Raw genomic sequence first — 16092 nt, forward strand, 5'->3', positions numbered from 1 at the left:
GCTCGCGCCGGCGGACCGGTGCGTATCGGCCAGGTCCGCGGACCGGGCCCCACCACCGAGAACGGCGGACCTCCGCGCCACCCGTGCGGGAGGCCCGCGCAAACCGGCCGCGGCCCGACCGCGATCCAGGCCGAAACCCGGCTGGTGCCGAGTGCGGTGCGGGCGTGGGGTGGGGACGGGCGGGTGTACGGGGGCCGGGGGGAGGGAGAGCGGACCGTGGCAGGGGAACAACCGGGGACGCCGGTGGAGGAGTTCGCGCGGTTCCTGCGCGGGCTGACCCGGCTGCTCGACGAGACGGCCGGGTGGTACGGGGTCTTCACGCTCCGCGACCCCGAAGGGGTACGGGCCTGCCTGGACGGGAGGGACGTACCGCCCTGGGACGTCGTGGAATCGCTGCTGCACGATCTCGCCGAACGGCGTGGCGCACACACCGTACGTACCGCCGGGCCACGGGCACGCAGGCTCCACCACGAGGCGGTCGCGGCGTACGACGCCCGGCCGGACGCCTTTGCCCGGCTGGAGGACCGGCTGGACGTGATGCTGCGCGAACGGCAGTACGCGGCGCTCCGCGGCCGGGAACTGCTCGCCGAACTCCGGGTGGCGGCCGGGGGCCCCGGGACGGAGCGGCTCACCGGCGAACTGGCCTGGGCCCGCGACGACCACGCGCGGTCCGGGGCCCGGGCCCGCGAACTCCAGGCCCGTATCGACGCATTGGCCGAACAGGCGGCGGCACCCCGCCCGTCCCCGCACCCCACCCCGCCCCCTGCCCCCGCCGCCCCTCGCACCTCCACCAGCGCCGCCCGGCTCGCGCGGCTGCGGGCGGCCGGGCGCGGCGGGGAGGCGCACGCCCTGCTGTGCGCCGCCGCGCACGCGCCCCCCGCCGAGCTGCCGCTGCTCATCGCGGAGCTGGAGCACGCCGGGCTGGTGACGGAAGTGCCGACGCTGCTCTGGGAGGCGGCCTGTCTGCCGCCCGCCCGGCTCGCCGCTGCCGCCGACGCGCTCGCCGCCGCCGGGCGTACGGCCGAGAGCGCACGCCTGCTGCGCCAAGGCGTCACCCGCCCCGTCGAGGAAGTGGCGCACACGGCGCTGGCGCTGCTCGGCGCGGGCCGCCCGGTCCAGGCCAGGGAACTGTTCGCGGCGCTCGTCCGGGCCCGTACCCCCGAGGAGGCGGTGGAGGCGACCGCGAGCGCGCCGGGCGAGCTGACCCCGCTGCTCCTGGACGCCGCCGCCGGAGTCTCGCCGCACCGGCACCGCGACATCAGCCACGCCCTGCGCGCCGGCGGCCCGAGAAGCTGACGCCGGCCCGGCGGCCGGTCCGGCCCCGCGTCCCGCCCTCGGGGGAGATGGTCTTGCCTCGCCGCTGCACGGGGCCTACGGTCGCCTCCACACGCGTAGATCCGCATGGCCCGTGGCCGACGGCTCGACGAAGGAGCAGCTCATGGCCGATGTTGTCCGTAACGTCGTACGCGCCGCACTGGTTCAGGCGTCCTGGACCGGCGACACCGATTCGATGATCGCGAAGCACGAGGAGCACGCCAGGGCGGCGGCCGCGCAGGGCGCGCAGGTGATCGGCTTCCAAGAGGTCTTCAACGCCCCGTACTTCTGCCAGGTGCAGGAGCCGGAGCACTACCGCTGGGCCGAGCCGGTGCCGGACGGCCCCACCACCCGCCGGATGCAGGAGCTGGCCCGCGAGACCGGCATGGTGATCGTGGTGCCGGTCTTCGAGGTCGAGCAGTCCGGCTTCTACTACAACACCGCCGCCGTCATCGACGCCGACGGCACCGTGCTCGGCACCTACCGCAAGCACCACATCCCGCAGGTCAAGGGCTTCTGGGAGAAGTACTACTTCAAGCCGGGCAACCTCGGCTGGCCGGTCTTCGACACCGCCGTGGGCCGGATCGGCGTCTACATCTGCTACGACCGCCACTTCCCCGAGGGATGGCGCCAGCTGGGCCTGAACGGCGCGCAGCTCGTCTACAACCCCTCCGCCACCTCCCGTGGCCTGTCCGCCTACCTCTGGCAGCTCGAACAGCCCGCCGCCGCGGTGGCGAACGAGTACTTCGTCGCGGCGATCAACCGGGTCGGCGTGGAGGAGTACGGCGACAACGACTTCTACGGGACGAGCTACTTCGTCGACCCGCGCGGGCAGTTCGTCGGCGGGGTCGCCAGCGACACCAAGGAGGAACTGGTCGTCCGCGACCTGGACTTCGGCCTGATCGACGAGGTGCGGCAGCAGTGGGCCTTCTACCGCGACCGCCGCCCCGACGCGTACGAGGGCCTGGTCCGGCCATGACGGCCCAGCGCGCGCCCCGGAACGGCTCCGGGACCCCCGGCCCGGCCGCCGACCTGCGCTCCCGGCACCGCGCCGTCCTGCCGGACTGGCTCACGCTGCTGTACGAGCGGCCCATCGAGCTGACGCACGGCGAGGGCCGCCACGTCTGGGACGCGGACGGCAACCGCTACCTGGACTTCTTCGGCGGCATCCTGACCACGATGACCGCCCACGCGCTGCCCGAGGTGACCAAGGCGGTCGCCGACCAGGCGGGCCGCATCCTGCACACCTCGACGCTCTACCTCTCCCGCCCCATGGTGGACCTGGCGGAGCGGATCGCTGCGCTCTCCGGCATCCCCGACGCCCGGGTCTTCTTCACCACCTCCGGTACGGAGGCGAACGACACCGCGCTCCTGCTGGCGACGGCGTACCGGGGCTCGAACCAGATCCTGGCGATGCGCAACAGCTACCACGGCCGGTCCTTCTCGACCGTCGGCATCACCGGCAACGGCGCCTGGTCACCGACCGGCCTCTCGCCGCTCCAGACGCTGTACGTGCACGGTGGCGTGCGCACCCGCGGCCCGTACGCCGGGCTGTCCGACGCCGCGTACATCGATGCCTGCGTCGCCGACCTGGAGGACCTGCTCGGCCAGACGGCAGGTGTCGCCGCGCTGATCGCCGAGCCGGTGCAGGGCGTCGGCGGCTTCACCTCGCCGCCCGACGGGCTCTACGCGGCCTTCCGCGAGGTGCTGGACCGGCACGGCATCCTGTGGATCTCCGACGAGGTGCAGACCGGCTGGGGCCGGACCGGCGACCACTTCTGGGGCTGGCAGGCGCATGCCGGCAACGGCCCGCCGGACCTGCTGACCTTCGCCAAGGGCATCGGCAACGGCATGTCCGTCGGCGGTGTCGTCGCCCGCGCCGAGGTGATGAACTGCCTCGGCGCGAACTCCATCTCCACCTTCGGCGGCAGCCCGGTCACGATGGCGGCGGCCCTGGCCAATCTCGACCACCTCCTCGAACACGATCTCCAGGGCAACGCCCGGCGGGTCGGCGGCCCGCTCATCGAGCGGCTGCGGGCGGCCGGCGCCGGGCTCGGGATCGTACGGGAGGTGCGCGGGCGCGGCCTGATGATCGGTGTCGAACTGGTGGCGCCGGACACCGGTGAACCGTCGCCGCGGGCGGCCGACCTCGTCGTGGAGGCCGCCAGGGAGCGCGGGCTGCTCATCGGCAAGGGCGGCCTGGCGGGCGCCGCGCTGCGCATCGCGCCCCCGCTGTCGCTGACCGCCGAGGAGGCGGCGGAAGGCGCCGAGATCTTGACGGAATCCTTGCGGGCGGCCGAACGCGGACTGTCGTCCGCCTGAATGTTCCGGCCGGTTCCGATCGGTTCCGGAGGGATTCCCGGGCCGCGCACCAAAAGACGCGAGCCGGAGACCTACCCTTTCGGGTGAAGCTCCGGCTCGCGTCTACGCAGTCCTACCGTCGCGGCGGCGGTCCGCTGGGACCGGCCGGCCTGCGCGTCGGTCAGGCGAGGACGATGTTCTCCGCCTGCGGGCCCTTCTGGCCCTGCGTGACGTCGAAGGAGACCTTCTGGCCCTCGACGAGCTCACGGAAACCCTGGGCCTGGATGTTCGAGTAGTGGGCGAAGACGTCGGCGCCGCCGCCGTCCTGCTCGATGAAGCCGAAGCCCTTTTCGGAGTTGAACCACTTCACGGTGCCGGTTGCCATGTCTTTATCCTTCGATCGAGGCAGTTGAGGATTCCGCACTGCGCGGTTTCCAGGGTCGCCGCAATTGAGCCCATCCGGATGTGACCGGCAGAAACAAAATGCGCCCGACGGTCACATACCGTCAGGCGCACATAACGTTTATGGGTACCAAAACTGCAACTGATTCGAAGGTAGCACGGAACCAGTCGCCGGAACAGTACCCACGGTGATTTCCGGGTGTCGCCCGGGTCGCGTCGGCGGTGTCCCGGGGTGCCGCCGCGGCGGCACCCCGGGGAGCGGGGCCGGGCCCCGCGGCCGTCAGATCGTCGCGGTGTCGATCACGAAGCGGTAGCGGACGTCGCTGGCGAGCACCCGCTCGTACGCCTCGTTGATCCGGTCCGCGCTGATCACCTCGATCTCCGAGGTGATGCCGTGCTCGCCGCAGAAGTCCAGCATCTCCTGGGTCTCCTGCAGGCCGCCGATCAGCGAGCCGGCGAAGGACCGGCGGTTGCCGATCAGGGCGAACGGCTCGACGGACAGCGGGTGCTCCGGCACGCCGAGCTGGACGAGGGTGCCGTCGGTGCGCAGCAGGCCCAGATAGGCGTTGAGGTCGAGCTGCGCGGAGACGGTGTTGACGACCAGGTCGAAGCTGTTCGCCAGCTCCTTGAAGGTCTCCGGGTCGGACGTGGCGTAGTAGTGGTCGGCGCCGAGCCGCAGGCCGTCCTCCTGCTTGCGCAGCGACTGGCTCAGTACGGTGACCTCGGCACCCATCGCGTGGGCGATCTTGACGCCCATGTGACCGAGACCGCCGAGACCGACGACGGCGACCTTCTTGCCGGGGCCGGCCTTCCAGTGCGCCAGCGGCGAGTACAGGGTGATGCCGGCGCACAGCAGCGGCGCGGCGGCGTCCAGCGGCAGGCTGTCCGGGATGCTCAGCGCGTAGTTCTCGTCGATGACGAGGTGGGTGGAGTAGCCGCCCTGGGTGGCCACGCCGTCCCGGCCGACGGCGTTGTACGTGCCGACCTGGCCCAGCTCGCCGGTGCAGTACTGCTGGAGGCCGGCCAGACAGTTCTCGCACTCCCGGCAGGAGTCGACGAAGCAGCCGACGCCGACCCGGTCGCCGACCGCGTACCGGGTCACCTCGGAGCCGACCTCGCTGACCACGCCCGCGATCTCGTGGCCGGGGACGATCGGGAAGTGCCCGCCGTCGCCCCACTCCGCCCGCACGGTGTGGATGTCGGAGTGGCAGATGCCCGCGAACTTGATGTCGATGAGGATGTCGTGCGCGCCCAGCTCACGGCGCTCGATGGTGGTGCGCTCCAGCGGAGCCTTCGGGGCGGGAGCTGCGTATGCGGGAACAGAGGTGCGGTTCATGTACTCCACGGTGGACTTGCATGCCCGGAGCAACCAGTACCCCGTTGAACCTACGCTCGGCGTTCCTACTACTGCGAGGACCACCCTGGCGGCACGGGGGTGACGCCCCCTGACCCCAGGGCGTCCGGCGCCCCGACCGGACGGCGCCCGGTGCCCGTCGGCCGTCGATACCGCTCCCCGGGCGACGCCCGTCATAATTCAGGGATGGACCAGCGCACCGAACTGAGCGAATTCCTCCGCTCCCGCCGCGCCAGGCTCCGGCCGGAGGACGTCGGGCTGGCTCACCACGGCGGGCGCCGCAGGGTGCCCGGCCTGCGACGGGAGGAGCTGGCGCAGCTGGCCGGGGTCAGCGTGGCGTACTACATACGGCTCGAACAGGGGCGGGGACAGAACGTCTCCACGGCGGTGCTGGACGCGATCGCGGACGTGCTGCGGCTGACCCGGGCCGAGCGCTCCCACCTGACCCACCTGGCCGGACCGGCCCCCCGGCGCCTGCGCCCCGCTCCCGGGCCGCAGCGGATCCGTCCCGCCTTCCAGGACCTGATCGACGCGATGGACGGCGTCCCCGCGTACGTGGTCGGCCGGCGGCTGGACATCCTCGGCTGGAACCGGCTCGCCCGCGCCCTTCTCGGTGACTTCGCCGCGATGCCGGCCGAGGAGCGCAATCTGGCCTGGCAGCTCTTCCTCGCCCCCGCGGCGCGCGAGCTGTACGCCGACTGGGCGGAGAAGGCGGCGCATGTCGTCGCCCACCTGCGGCGGGACGTCGGCCGGTTCCCGGAGGACCCGGAGCTGTGCGCGCTGATCGACGAGCTGTCCGCGCGGAGCGCCGACTTCCGGCGGATCTGGGCGGCACACGACGTCCAGGACAAGGGCTTCGGCAGGAAGCGGCTGACGCACCCGTCGGTGGGGCCGCTGTCGCTCGCGTACGAGACGCTCGCCCTGCCGGCCGATCCGGACCAGCAGCTCATCACGTACCACGCCGAGCCCGGATCGCCGTCGGCGCGGGCGCTGCGCAGGCTGGCGGAAGGGGCGGCGGAGTCGGACGCACGCCTCGCGGAAGAGCCGGGCCGCCGCCTCCCGCAGCCGCCGGCGGAGCGGGTGTCCTCGGTGCCGTGAAACGGCGACGCGCCCTGTTGCCCGGGCGCCCGGCTGGGTACCGTACGACTGGGCCCCGCTGTGAGCATTCCGGCGGGGCCCGCCAAGTGCGGAACGCCCGGTGCCCGCGGCCCGTACCGGCTGCCGGGCGTCTGTGTTCACCCGCTCCACCGTGCGCGTCTTTACTTCTCCATTACCTCTACAGTGCTGTAGATTTTTGATCCCCGGCCGGTGGCGACGGCCGCCGCCTGCCCAAGGCACGCCATCCCGACGCAGGAGTGACAGCACATGACCGTGAACCTGGACAAGGGTCAGAAGATCAGTCTGAGCAAGTCCGGCGGAGGCGAGCTCAGCGTCGTACGGATGGGACTCGGCTGGCAGGCCGCCGCCCGCAAGGGCTTCCTCGCCAAGCTGATGGCCCGCGAGATCGACCTGGACGCCTCGGCCGTCCTCTTCGCCGGGCAGGAGCCCGTCGACGTCGTCTTCTTCCAGCACCTGGTCAGCGACGACGGCTCCGTGCGCCACACCGGCGACAACCTGGTGGGCGGCGCGGGGCAGGGCGGCGACGACGAGGTGATCCTCGTCGACCTCCAGCGGGTGCCCGCTCGGGTCGACCAGATCGTCTTCACGGTGAACTCCTTCACCGGGCAGACCTTCGCCGAGGTGCAGAACGCGTTCTGCCGCCTGGTCGACGAGACCAACGGCCAGGAGCTGGCCCGCTACACCCTGACCGGTGGCGGCCCGTACACCGCGCAGATCATGGCGAAGGTGCGCCGGGCCGGCGGCGGCTGGGAGATGGCTGCCATCGGCGAGCCCGCCAACGGCCGTACCTTCCAGGACCTGATGCCGGCCATCGCCTCGCACCTGTAGGCACGACGCGGGGCGCGCCCGTCCGGGCGCGCCCTTCCGTGTGCCGCTTCCGTGTGTCGTTCGGTGTGCCGCTTCCGTGTCTCGCGGGTCAGCCGACGTTGACGCCGTAGTCGGTGGCGATACCGGCCAGCCCCGACGCGTAGCCCTGGCCGATGGCCCGGAACTTCCACTCGCCGCCGCGCCGGTAGAGGGCGCCGAAGACCATCGCCGTCTCGCCCGCCGCGTCGTACGACAGCTCGTAGCGGCACATCTCGCGGCCCGTCAGGTTGTCCACGACGCGGATGTACGCGTCCTCGACCTGGCCGAAGCTCTGGCCGCGCCGCTCGGCGTCGTGGATGGAGACGGTGAAGACGACCTGGCCGGTCTCCTCGCCGAGCCGGTCCAGGTCGATGAGGATCTGCTCGTCGTCGCCGTCGCCCGCGCCGGTGAGGTTGTCGCCGGTGTGCCGGACCGCGCCGTCCGGGCTGGTCAGGTTGTTGTAGAAGACGAAGTGCGCGTCGGACAGGACGCGTTGGTCGGTGCCGCAGACGACCGCCGAGGCGTCGAGGTCGAAGTCCGCGCCGGCGGTGGGCCGGGCGTCCCAGCCCAGGCCGACGGTGACGTCCGCGAGGGGAGCGCCGTCCTGGTTGAGGACGACGTTCTGGCCCTTGCTGAGGCTGACGCCCATGGTGCTGTGTCTCCTGTTGCGTGTGCGTGCGGTCCGGTGTGTCGTGCTGTCCCCCCATCGGGCAACGCGGCGGGAGAAGGCAGGGTTCCCGAGTTGCGCAATCAATGAAGTAAGAGCGCCCGGCCGTCGGTCGGCTCCCCTGAACTGCGGTCATGGTGTTGCCACGGTGGGTGACATGCTTCTACGGTCGGCTGCACGGCCGCGCTCTACGGGTGTAGACCGGTCATGACGCGGCGTCACCTGGGGCGGTCCGCCCGGACGGCAGAGCACGCCGGGCCGTGTCCCTTCCGGCGCCGCCGAGCACCACTGGTGTGTGGAAGGGAGAACCGGAAGCATGACCCGTACAGTCGTCCGCGGCGGCCTGGTCGTCACGGCCGCCGAAGAAGTGCACGCCGATGTGCTGGTCGAGAACGGCCGTGTCGAGGCACTGGCCACCCCGGGCAGTCAGCAGTGGGCCGCCGAGCGCGTCATCGACGCCACCGGGAAGTACGTCGTCCCCGGCGGCGTCGACGCCCACACCCACATGGAGTTCCCGTTCGGCGGAACCGCTTCCTCCGACACCTTCGAGACCGGCACGAAGGCGGCGGCGTGGGGCGGCACCACCACGATCATCGATTTCGCGGTGCAGTCGAAGGGCGCCGCGCTGCGCGCCGGGCTGGACGCCTGGCACGCGAAGGCCGACGGAAAATGCGCGATCGACTACGCCTTCCACATGATCGTGTCGGATGTGAACGAGTCCACGCTCAAGGAGATGGACGGGCTCGTCGGCGAAGGCGTGACGTCGTTCAAACTGTTCATGGCGTATCCGGGCGTCTTCTACTCCGACGACGGACAGATCCTGCGCGCCATGCAGCGGGCCGGTGACAACGGCGGCCTGATCATGATGCACGCCGAGAACGGCATCGCGATCGACGTGCTCGTGCAGCAGGCGCTGGAGCGCGGTCAGGCCGATCCGCGGTACCACGGCGAGGTCAGGAAGGCGCTCCTGGAGGCGGAGGCGACCCATCGCGCGATCAAGCTGGCCCAGGTCGCCGGAGCGCCGCTGTACGTCGTCCACGTGTCGGCGCGGGAGGCGGTCGCCGAACTGACGCGCGCGCGGCACGAGGGCCTGCCGGTCTTCGGCGAGACCTGTCCGCAGTACCTGTTCCTGTCGACGGACAACCTCGCCGAACCCGGCTTCGAAGGCGCGAAGTACGTCTGCAGCACACCGCTGCGGCCGAAGGAGCACCAGGCGGCACTCTGGCACGGTCTGCGCGCGAACGACCTCCAGGTGGTGTCCACGGACCACTGCCCGTTCTGCTTCTCCGGGCAGAAGGAGCTCGGCCGCGGGGACTTCTCCAAGATCCCGAACGGGATGCCGGGCGTCGAGAACCGGATGGACCTGCTGCACCAGGCCGTCGTCGACGGACATCTCTCCCGGCGGCGCTGGATCGAGATCGCCTGCGCGACCCCGGCCAGGATGTTCGGCCTCTACCCGAAGAAGGGCACCATCGCGCCGGGCAGCGACGCCGACCTCGTCATCTACGACCCGCACGCCGAGCAGACCGTCTCGGCGGCCACCCACCACATGAACGTCGACTACTCGGCCTACGAGGGCAGGCGCCTGACCGGGCGGGTCGAGACGGTCCTGTCGCGCGGCGAACCCGTCATCACCGCGCGCGAGTTCACCGGCCGGGACGGGCACGGCGCGTACACCCCGCGCGGCACCTGCCAGTACCTGAACTGAACAGCGGAAGGGGCTATCACCATGGACTTCGGACTCGTTCTGCAGACCGACCCGCCGGCCTCCCAGGTCGTCAGCCTCATGCGGCGCGCCGAGGCAGGCGGCTTCACCCACGGCTGGACCTTCGACTCGTGTGTGCTGTGGCAGGAGCCGTTCGTCATCTACAGCCGCATCCTGGAACACACCGAACGCCTGACCGTCGGCCCGATGGTCACCAACCCCTCCACCCGCACCCCGGAGGTCACCGCCTCCACCTTCGCCACCCTCAACGACATGTACGGCAACCGCACCGTCTGCGGCATCGGACGCGGCGACTCGGCGATGCGGGTGGCCGGCCGCGCCCCCAACACCCTCGCGCGGATCAGCGCGACCATGAAAATCGTCCGTGCTCTCGGGCGCGGCGAGGAGGCCGACCTGGGCGGCGGCATGGTCGTCAAGTTCCCCTGGGTACGCGAAGGGGCGCGGCTTCCCGTCTGGATGGCCGCGTACGGCCCCAAGGCGCTCAAGATGACCGGCGAGGAGGCCGACGGCTTCATCCTCCAGCTCGCCGACCCGTTCCTCACGGAGTGGATGGTGAAGGCGGTACGCGCGGCCGCCTCGGGGGCGGGCCGCGACCCGTCCGACGTCAAGATCTGTGTCGCGGCCCCCGCCTACGTCACGGAAGACGACTCGCCCGAGGCGCTCGCCCACGCCAGGGAACAGTGCCGGTGGTTCGGCGGCATGGTCGGCAACCACGTGGCCGACCTGGTGTCCAAGTACGGCACGGACTCGGGCGCGGTGCCGCAGGAGCTGACCGACTACATCAAGTCCCGCGAAGGCTACGACTACGCCCACCACGGCCGTTCGGGCAACCCGGACACCGCCTTCGTCCCCGACGAGATCGTCGACCGCTTCTGCCTCATCGGCACGGCGGACGCGCAGGTCGAGAAGTTGCACAGGCTGCGTGAGCTGGGCGTCGACCAGTTCGCGCTGTACGCGATGCACGACGCGAAGGAAGCGGTGATCGACGCGTACGCCAGGGACGTCATCCCGAAGGTCAACGCCTGAACGGAGCGCCGCCGGGCCGTGCGCCGGTGAGACGGAGGGCCCGGGACACACCGGTGGGTGTGTCCCGGGCCCTCGTCGTGCGACGGCTCGCTACGCGAACGTCACCGAGAAGCGTTTCGCCGGCCCGTAGGCGAGATCCTGCTCCTGGACGCGGAGCAGCAGGCTCCGGAACTTCGCGAACTCCGTCTCACCCAAGGCGGCTCTGCTGCGCTCCGAGTCCGACCAGACCAGCTCGACCGGACGCTCGACATCCGTCGTGAGCCGGTCCCACAGGGCAGCCGGATTCCCGCCGTAGTAGGGGCCGAAATCCAGGGCCCGGGACAAGGCGGAATGCAGATCTGCCGCGGTGCGGACCGTCGCACCGTCGATTTCTGCTCGCATGTGCATCACTTCCATTCGGGCAGCGGGTGGAAAGGCCGGTAGTGGTCGCTGGTCACGAACGCGAGCCCGTCGTCCGGGTAGAGCAGTCGGGTTCCCGGCTGCCTCGGCCGGTTCATCATGTCGTTCAGGCCGACATCCGCTTCGTGCCACACCCGCCCCGGGGCGGAGGGGAGCAAGTTGTCGCTGTTCTCGAACACGTCCCCACCGAGCTGTCCGCCCGGGACGCTGTTGCCCAGCGCCTTGCCCTTCTTCCAGCCGGCCTTTTCGGCTTCTTTCTTCGTCAGGTAATTGCCGGGCAGCTTCCCTGTCGCACGGAGGCTTTCCACCAGCGGATTGGCCGCCTCGGCAGCCGAGAGGGACGTACCGTAACGGATGCAGGTCGAGTTGTGCACCAGGACGGGGGCGCCGCCGGCCAGCACGGAATACGTGTGCAGGCCGGTGACGACCAGGTTGTACGTCCGGGCCCGTTCGGTGGAGGGCCGGTGGCTGGGGGGATGGGGCGGGAGCAGGTGGCGCGTTCGGCGCTGCCCGAGCTGCGGCAGGCCGGGGGCCTGGTGGACCGTGTGGTGCTGGACGGGTCGGGGCGTCCGGCGCCGGAGTGCGCGGTGGTGCCGCTGGTGCGGGCGCAGGCGGCGGGGGAGCGGCGGGATCCGCTGGCGTTGTCGCGTTCGGAGCTCGCGGTGCTGCTGGCGTTGTGCGAGGAGCTGTTCGCCCCGGCCTGGGGCGGTCAGGGCCGGGGGCTGCTGGCGGGGCGGTGCGGCAAGGGTGCGGCGATGGACCGGCTCGGGCTGCTGCTGATCGTGCTGTCGACGGCTCCGTCGGGGCGGCTGCGGCTGTGTCCGGGCACGGTGTCCGGCGACCGGGGCGTCCGGCGGCCACCGTGGCGCGGCTGCTGAGGTGTTCCGCGGATGCCGCGGCCCGGATGCCGGGCCGGTTCGACCGTGCTGGGCTGGCTCGGGTGTCGCGGGGGAGACGGCGGCGCGGATGCGGGGCCGTGGCCGGGTGCGTGGTGCCGGAGGCGAAGGCGCGGGGCCGCCGTACGGACGCCGACCGGCCGTACGGCGCGGGAAACGCCGGGTTTCGGGACCGCGCGGATACCGCACACCTTCACACTGGTCACCCTTCTGTGGCAGTTGAGGTGGGGGATGGTGCGGGTGCTTGTGGGTGCTCCGGCGAAGGCCGTGGTGGGTCCGGTGGACGGCCGGAGCGCGCGTGCAGGCGTGAGGACCAGTCCGCGGACGGCCAGGATGAGGCTCAGCCGCAGACGGCAGAGGGTGCGGGTGGCCCGCTGCGCGGCGACAAGCCGAACAGTCTTCCCGTCCCCACCCCTCAGCGGAACGGACAGCCCCAGGCGGCCGTTACAGGCAAGGCCTCGGTCGAGGCCCCCTCGGAACAGGAGCATGCGCGCATGCTCCGCACCAGGCCCGGCCTGGGGTACGCCAAGGGGGCGCGGGGGGTGGTTCCGCGGCCGCGCGGCGACCTGGAAGCCGTTCTGTCACCGGTGCGGGTGCTCTGGGACCGGCTGGAAACGTCCGGGGCCCGCCGAGTGGTGGAGCAGGCGGTCCGCCGTGAACTGCACTACGCGGCCGGTGTCGTCGGCCCTGACCGCGCCGTGGAGATCCTGGCCGGGCGGCTGACGCGGCGTCTGGCGGCCCAGGCGGGCGGGCCGGACGCGGTGACCGACCCGGTCGGCTGGCTGCTCGGCCGCGGCCTGCCCAGGTCCAGCCCGTGTACGGACGCCCACTGCGACGAAGGCGTCCTGATGCCCACCGGCGCCGCGTGTGAACGGTGCGTCGACCTGCTCACCGACCGGCGCCGGCGCCGCGCCCGCGTCACCGGTCAGGTCCGCACCGAGCTGCCCGACGCCGACTCCGAGATCCGCCGGCAGGCCGTGGAAGGTCGGCTGCGTGACGTGGTGACCGCGGACCTGGCCCGTGACGAGCAGCGCCGTCGACAGGCTGCCGAGGCCGAGGCCGCCCGCGCGGCGGCCGCGCAGCGGGCCCGGGACGAGGCGAAGGCCGCCCGTGCGTGTAGTTCAGCCCATCGCAGGACCAGCAGTTCCACTCGTCCGGGACCCGGTACAGCTCCCGCCAGAAACCGGTGGCTCGCCGTAAACGACGCAGTCCTCGCCACACCGCCCACACTCGAACACGAAGTTCACAAGCTTGCCCTCCCCGGCCCGTACGGGCCACAGGTCTCCCCTTGTCAGCAGTAGGGGCCCTGGGGAAGGCACCGGAAACCGGTCAAGGCGGACGGTCTCTGCTCCTGCCGGTGCGCTGCTGCGAGGAATCCGCCACCACCACTCCCACGCGCTCCGCTGCCCCGGATCAAATGGGCAGTTGCTCGCGACGGGACGGAAACGTACCGTGCGGCCGACAAGCCCTGCCGTCCCGCGAGGTCTGCGCCCGCCATCGCTCTCAGGAGCTGGCCGGAGAGGTGGCGTAATGAACCAGATTCCCCAGGAACCTTCCGAGCTGGGCGCCTGGTGGCGTGAGGCGGTCGGCGAAGACCTGGCCTACTGGGTGCAGCCCGTCCGGCTCGACGCCGGCAGGCGGCTGCATGTGCGGTGCCTGACACGGGCCTGGTCGATCCAGATGAAGCTGCTCGGCCAGCCGGTGACGGCGCGCCTGAACGCGGCGTATCCCGAGCTGGCCGTAGCGGGGCTCGTCGCGGCCGCCGCGTCCCTTCGCCTTCTGGTTCTCGGGCCGGCGCACTGGCCGCACCACGAACTGCTGACCGCGTCGTTGGAGAGCGCCTGGTCCTGACCTGGTTCCAGGACTACCAGGTCTGGGCGATGGCCGCCTTCACCCAGTTCGGCCGCAACCTCACCTCAACCGTCAGCCTCGGCGGAAACGGTCAGTTCACCCGCCTTTCGGCGCTGGACGCGCTGGGCGAACGGCCCTGGTCCCAGTCACTGACCGAGGACCTGGACCTGGCCATCAGTCTGGCCGTACGGGGATGGCGCCTGCGCACCACCGCCCACGCCTGCGTCGACCAACAGGGGGTGAGCGACCTGCGGCGCCTCATCCGCCAGCGCACCCGCTGGTACCAGGGCCACATGACGTCCATCGTGCGGATGGGCGAAAACTGGCGGGCACCCCGCATGCGGCACCTGACCGCCCTGGTGATGTTCGCCTACCTCCTCGTCCCCTGGGTCCTCGACCTGCCCTGGTCCCTGCTCTTCCAGTACTGCCTGATCTGGTTCCTGCGCAGCCCCAACGTCCTGGTCCTTCGGAGCAAAAGGACCTCGGCCCTCAACGCCACCTGGCTGAAGTGGCCGGCCAACCTCACCGCCTGGTACCTCCTCGCCTTCGCCCCCGCCCTGGCCACCTCCTTCACCCACCTTCGCCGCGACAGGCAGGTCGGCCCCGGCCGGGCCCTCCTCCTGGGCCACTCCTTCGTCGTCATGAACTACCTGTCGTTCCTGTGCGCCTGGCGCGCCCTCTTCCGCATGCTCCGCGGCCACACCGGCTGGCCCAAGACCACCCGCGAGACCGAGCCCGGGGCGGGCAGTCCGGCGGATCACGGGACCCGGAGCGCTCGCCGGTAGGCGCCCGGGGTCGTGCCCGTTGCGGAGCGGAAGCGGCGGCGCAGGTTGACCGCGGAGGAGAGGCCGACGCGGGCTGCGATCGCCTCGACCGGCAGTTCCGTCTCCTCCAGCAGGGCGCGTGCCGCGGCCACCCGACGGGAGAGCAACCACGCACCCGGGCTCGTGTCGAGCTGGTCGGCGAAGCGCCGGGCCAGGGTGCGGGACGAGACACCGAGGTACGCGGCCAGGTCGGCTACCGACAGCGGTGTGCCGAGGCGCTCGTCGACCCACTCGAGCAGGCCGTCGAACGCGTTCCCGGGCGGTGGGGGCGGCGCGTACGGCGCTCGGCCGGCCTCGCGGCGGGGCGGCAGCACCATGTGCCGCTTGAGCACAGCGGCGTACGCGGCCCCGTGATCCTTCCGGACGAGGTGCAGGCACAGGTCGAACCCGGCGCCCGCGCCGGCGCTGGTGGCGACGTCACCGTGATCCACGTAGAGCCTGTCCGGTTCCACGCGCACCCGGGGGAACTCACGCCGCAGTTGCTCGGCACGCGCCCAGTGCGTGGTGGCCGAGCGGCCGTCCAGTAGTCCGGTGCGGGCCAGTGCGAACACCCCGGAGCAGATCGTGACCAGCCGTGCCCCACGCGCATGCGCCCGCAGCAGTGCCCGGCCCACCGGGTCGGAGAGCGGCTCCTCCACCGGAAGCCAGCCCGGGACGATCACGGTGTCCGCGGTCTCCAGCGCCGAGAGGCCCTGCGACACGGTCATCGCGTACCCGCCCGTGGTCGGCACGGGACCGGGCGTCTCCGCGCACGTTTCGAATGCGTAGTACTGCGGCACCCCCGGCCGCTTCGTGCCGAAGACCTCGACGGCGCAGCCGAGCTCGAAGACCGACTGCACCGGCCGTACCAGAGCCACCACACGATGCATGGCAGGAAAGTACCCCATGGCGTCATCACAGTCTCTGTCTGCCCCGGCCCGCGCACGGCACTGTTGCAGGCATGCACCCTGAAATTCTCACGCAGGAGGGTTACACCTCCGTCTCTGTCGACGAATCCCCGGTCCGTGAGCTGTTCCCCGGGATCCGGCTGCGCCCCTTGTGGCGGGGGCCGACCGGCGCACACGCCAACGTGCTGGAGATGGAGGCGGGTACCTCCTGGCCGCACCGCGATGTCCACGAGCCGGGCCCGGAGGAGGTCTACGTGGTCGCCGGCACCTTCAACGACGGAGCACGCGACTACCCAGCCGGCACGTTCCTGCACGCCCCGGCCGGGTCGTGGCACGTACCCTCGACCGCCACCGGCTGCACGCTGTTCCTCTTCTACCCAGAGGGCTAGGCCGTTTCCTTCAGATCATCGGATCGTTGGTTGATGTGTGTCGTTGACTGACGCCCAATGGGCACGCATCGAGCCGTTGCTGCCGGATCGG

At 71.5% G+C, this 16092-nt stretch carries 18 protein-coding genes; 12 read left to right on the forward strand and 6 right to left on the reverse strand.

Going from position 1 to position 16092, the window contains the following annotated elements:
- The first annotated feature begins 216 nt into the window (after positions 1–216).
- The 3 genes from AB0A97_RS39925 (at position 217) to AB0A97_RS39935 (ending at position 3636) form a co-directional block, all read left to right on the forward strand.
- Entirely contained in the window at positions 217–1296 is a 1080-nt protein-coding gene (locus AB0A97_RS39925) for a hypothetical protein (RefSeq protein ID WP_361160481.1), read from the forward strand.
- A 142-nt stretch (positions 1297–1438) separates the two neighbouring features.
- Positions 1439–2293, forward strand: a complete 855-nt coding sequence (locus tag AB0A97_RS39930) for a nitrilase-related carbon-nitrogen hydrolase (RefSeq protein ID WP_361160484.1) — start codon at positions 1439–1441, stop codon at positions 2291–2293.
- Complete coding sequence (locus tag AB0A97_RS39935) at positions 2290–3636, forward strand: aspartate aminotransferase family protein (RefSeq protein WP_361160487.1); 1347 nt, start codon at positions 2290–2292, stop codon at positions 3634–3636. The genes AB0A97_RS39930 and AB0A97_RS39935 overlap by 4 nt, the downstream gene beginning before the upstream one ends.
- Positions 3637–3796: 160 nt before the next feature.
- Here the strand turns inward: AB0A97_RS39935 and AB0A97_RS39940 are convergent, their stop codons facing one another.
- Positions 3797–4000: a cold-shock protein gene (locus AB0A97_RS39940; protein WP_030020385.1), complete on the reverse strand. Its 204-nt coding sequence runs from the start codon at positions 3998–4000 to the stop codon at positions 3797–3799.
- 297 nt (positions 4001–4297) lie between these two features.
- Positions 4298–5353 (reverse strand): NAD(P)-dependent alcohol dehydrogenase, encoded by a 1056-nt coding sequence (locus tag AB0A97_RS39945; RefSeq protein ID WP_361160490.1) that lies wholly within the window; start codon positions 5351–5353, stop codon positions 4298–4300.
- A gap of 204 nt (positions 5354–5557) precedes the next feature.
- Here AB0A97_RS39945 and AB0A97_RS39950 point away from each other — a divergent pair, with 204 nt between their 5' ends.
- Positions 5558–6469, forward strand: coding sequence for a helix-turn-helix transcriptional regulator (locus AB0A97_RS39950; protein WP_361160493.1), 912 nt, complete (start codon positions 5558–5560; stop codon positions 6467–6469).
- A 267-nt stretch (positions 6470–6736) separates the two neighbouring features.
- Positions 6737–7318 carry a TerD family protein gene (locus AB0A97_RS39955; RefSeq protein WP_361160496.1) on the forward strand — a complete coding sequence of 194 codons (582 nt, stop codon included), beginning with the start codon at positions 6737–6739 and terminating at the stop codon, positions 7316–7318.
- Between the two features lie 88 nt (positions 7319–7406).
- Here the strand turns inward: AB0A97_RS39955 and AB0A97_RS39960 are convergent, their stop codons facing one another.
- Positions 7407–7985 carry a TerD family protein gene (locus AB0A97_RS39960; protein ID WP_361160499.1) on the reverse strand — a complete coding sequence of 193 codons (579 nt, stop codon included), beginning with the start codon at positions 7983–7985 and terminating at the stop codon, positions 7407–7409.
- Between the two features lie 334 nt (positions 7986–8319).
- Between AB0A97_RS39960 and hydA the strand changes: the two genes are divergently transcribed.
- Together hydA and AB0A97_RS39970 are read left to right on the forward strand one after the other, a co-directional pair.
- On the forward strand, positions 8320–9711 hold the full coding sequence (gene hydA / locus AB0A97_RS39965) for a dihydropyrimidinase (RefSeq protein WP_361160503.1): 1392 nt from the start codon (positions 8320–8322) through the stop codon (positions 9709–9711).
- Positions 9712–9732: 21 nt separating this feature from the next.
- Positions 9733–10755: a TIGR03842 family LLM class F420-dependent oxidoreductase gene (locus AB0A97_RS39970; protein ID WP_361160506.1), complete on the forward strand. Its 1023-nt coding sequence runs from the start codon at positions 9733–9735 to the stop codon at positions 10753–10755.
- 90 nt (positions 10756–10845) lie between these two features.
- Here the strand turns inward: AB0A97_RS39970 and AB0A97_RS39975 are convergent, their stop codons facing one another.
- On the reverse strand, positions 10846–11136 hold the full coding sequence (locus tag AB0A97_RS39975; protein WP_361160509.1) for a barstar family protein: 291 nt from the start codon (positions 11134–11136) through the stop codon (positions 10846–10848).
- 5 nt (positions 11137–11141) lie between these two features.
- Entirely contained in the window at positions 11142–11555 is a 414-nt protein-coding gene (locus AB0A97_RS39980) for a ribonuclease domain-containing protein (protein ID WP_361160512.1), read from the reverse strand.
- Positions 11556–11618: 63 nt separating this feature from the next.
- On the opposite strand from AB0A97_RS39980, the gene AB0A97_RS39985 reads away from it, so the two are divergent.
- The 4 genes from AB0A97_RS39985 (at position 11619) to AB0A97_RS40000 (ending at position 14686) form a co-directional block, all read left to right on the forward strand.
- Positions 11619–12032, forward strand: a complete 414-nt coding sequence (locus AB0A97_RS39985; protein WP_361160515.1) for a hypothetical protein — start codon at positions 11619–11621, stop codon at positions 12030–12032.
- A gap of 512 nt (positions 12033–12544) precedes the next feature.
- Positions 12545–13351: a hypothetical protein gene (locus AB0A97_RS39990; protein WP_361160518.1), complete on the forward strand. Its 807-nt coding sequence runs from the start codon at positions 12545–12547 to the stop codon at positions 13349–13351.
- 229 nt (positions 13352–13580) lie between these two features.
- Positions 13581–13901, forward strand: coding sequence for a DciA family protein (locus AB0A97_RS39995; protein WP_361160521.1), 321 nt, complete (start codon positions 13581–13583; stop codon positions 13899–13901).
- A gap of 29 nt (positions 13902–13930) precedes the next feature.
- The gene (locus AB0A97_RS40000) at positions 13931–14686 is read left to right on the forward strand and encodes a glycosyltransferase (RefSeq protein ID WP_361160524.1); all 756 of its coding nucleotides are present in this window, start codon (positions 13931–13933) and stop codon (positions 14684–14686) included.
- On the opposite strand, the gene AB0A97_RS40005 is transcribed toward AB0A97_RS40000, so the two are convergent.
- A complete protein-coding gene (locus tag AB0A97_RS40005) occupies positions 14659–15594 on the reverse strand; it encodes a helix-turn-helix domain-containing protein (protein WP_361160527.1) in 936 nt (311 codons plus the stop codon). The genes AB0A97_RS40000 and AB0A97_RS40005 overlap by 28 nt on opposite strands.
- Positions 15595–15665: 71 nt before the next feature.
- Between AB0A97_RS40005 and AB0A97_RS40010 the strand changes: the two genes are divergently transcribed.
- A complete protein-coding gene (locus AB0A97_RS40010) occupies positions 15666–16001 on the forward strand; it encodes a cupin domain-containing protein (RefSeq protein ID WP_361160530.1) in 336 nt (111 codons plus the stop codon).
- The last annotated feature ends 91 nt before the right edge of the window (positions 16002–16092 follow it).

The sequence above is a fragment of the Streptomyces sp. NPDC045470 genome, assembly GCF_040646595.1.
In the GTDB taxonomy this organism is placed as follows: Bacteria; Actinomycetota; Actinomycetes; order Streptomycetales; family Streptomycetaceae; genus Streptomyces.

Excerpts from the sequence above, each read along its gene's own strand:
- AB0A97_RS39930 (WP_361160484.1), top strand. The coding sequence starts at position 1,439 with ATGGCCGATGTTGTCCGTAACGTCGTACGCGCCGCACTGGTTCAGGCG.
- AB0A97_RS39935 (WP_361160487.1), top strand. The coding sequence starts at position 2,290 with ATGACGGCCCAGCGCGCGCCCCGGAACGGCTCCGGGACCCCCGGCCCG.
- AB0A97_RS39940 (WP_030020385.1), bottom strand. The coding sequence starts at position 4,000 with ATGGCAACCGGCACCGTGAAGTGGTTCAACTCCGAAAAGGGCTTCGGC.
- AB0A97_RS39945 (WP_361160490.1), bottom strand. The coding sequence starts at position 5,353 with ATGAACCGCACCTCTGTTCCCGCATACGCAGCTCCCGCCCCGAAGGCT.
- AB0A97_RS39950 (WP_361160493.1), top strand. The coding sequence starts at position 5,558 with ATGGACCAGCGCACCGAACTGAGCGAATTCCTCCGCTCCCGCCGCGCC.
- AB0A97_RS39955 (WP_361160496.1), top strand. The coding sequence starts at position 6,737 with ATGACCGTGAACCTGGACAAGGGTCAGAAGATCAGTCTGAGCAAGTCC.
- AB0A97_RS39960 (WP_361160499.1), bottom strand. The coding sequence starts at position 7,985 with ATGGGCGTCAGCCTCAGCAAGGGCCAGAACGTCGTCCTCAACCAGGAC.
- hydA (WP_361160503.1), top strand. The coding sequence starts at position 8,320 with ATGACCCGTACAGTCGTCCGCGGCGGCCTGGTCGTCACGGCCGCCGAA.
- AB0A97_RS39970 (WP_361160506.1), top strand. The coding sequence starts at position 9,733 with ATGGACTTCGGACTCGTTCTGCAGACCGACCCGCCGGCCTCCCAGGTC.
- AB0A97_RS39975 (WP_361160509.1), bottom strand. The coding sequence starts at position 11,136 with ATGCGAGCAGAAATCGACGGTGCGACGGTCCGCACCGCGGCAGATCTG.
- AB0A97_RS39990 (WP_361160518.1), top strand. The coding sequence starts at position 12,545 with ATGCTCCGCACCAGGCCCGGCCTGGGGTACGCCAAGGGGGCGCGGGGG.
- AB0A97_RS39995 (WP_361160521.1), top strand. The coding sequence starts at position 13,581 with ATGAACCAGATTCCCCAGGAACCTTCCGAGCTGGGCGCCTGGTGGCGT.
- AB0A97_RS40000 (WP_361160524.1), top strand. The coding sequence starts at position 13,931 with ATGGCCGCCTTCACCCAGTTCGGCCGCAACCTCACCTCAACCGTCAGC.
- AB0A97_RS40005 (WP_361160527.1), bottom strand. The coding sequence starts at position 15,594 with ATGCATCGTGTGGTGGCTCTGGTACGGCCGGTGCAGTCGGTCTTCGAG.
- AB0A97_RS40010 (WP_361160530.1), top strand. The coding sequence starts at position 15,666 with ATGCACCCTGAAATTCTCACGCAGGAGGGTTACACCTCCGTCTCTGTC.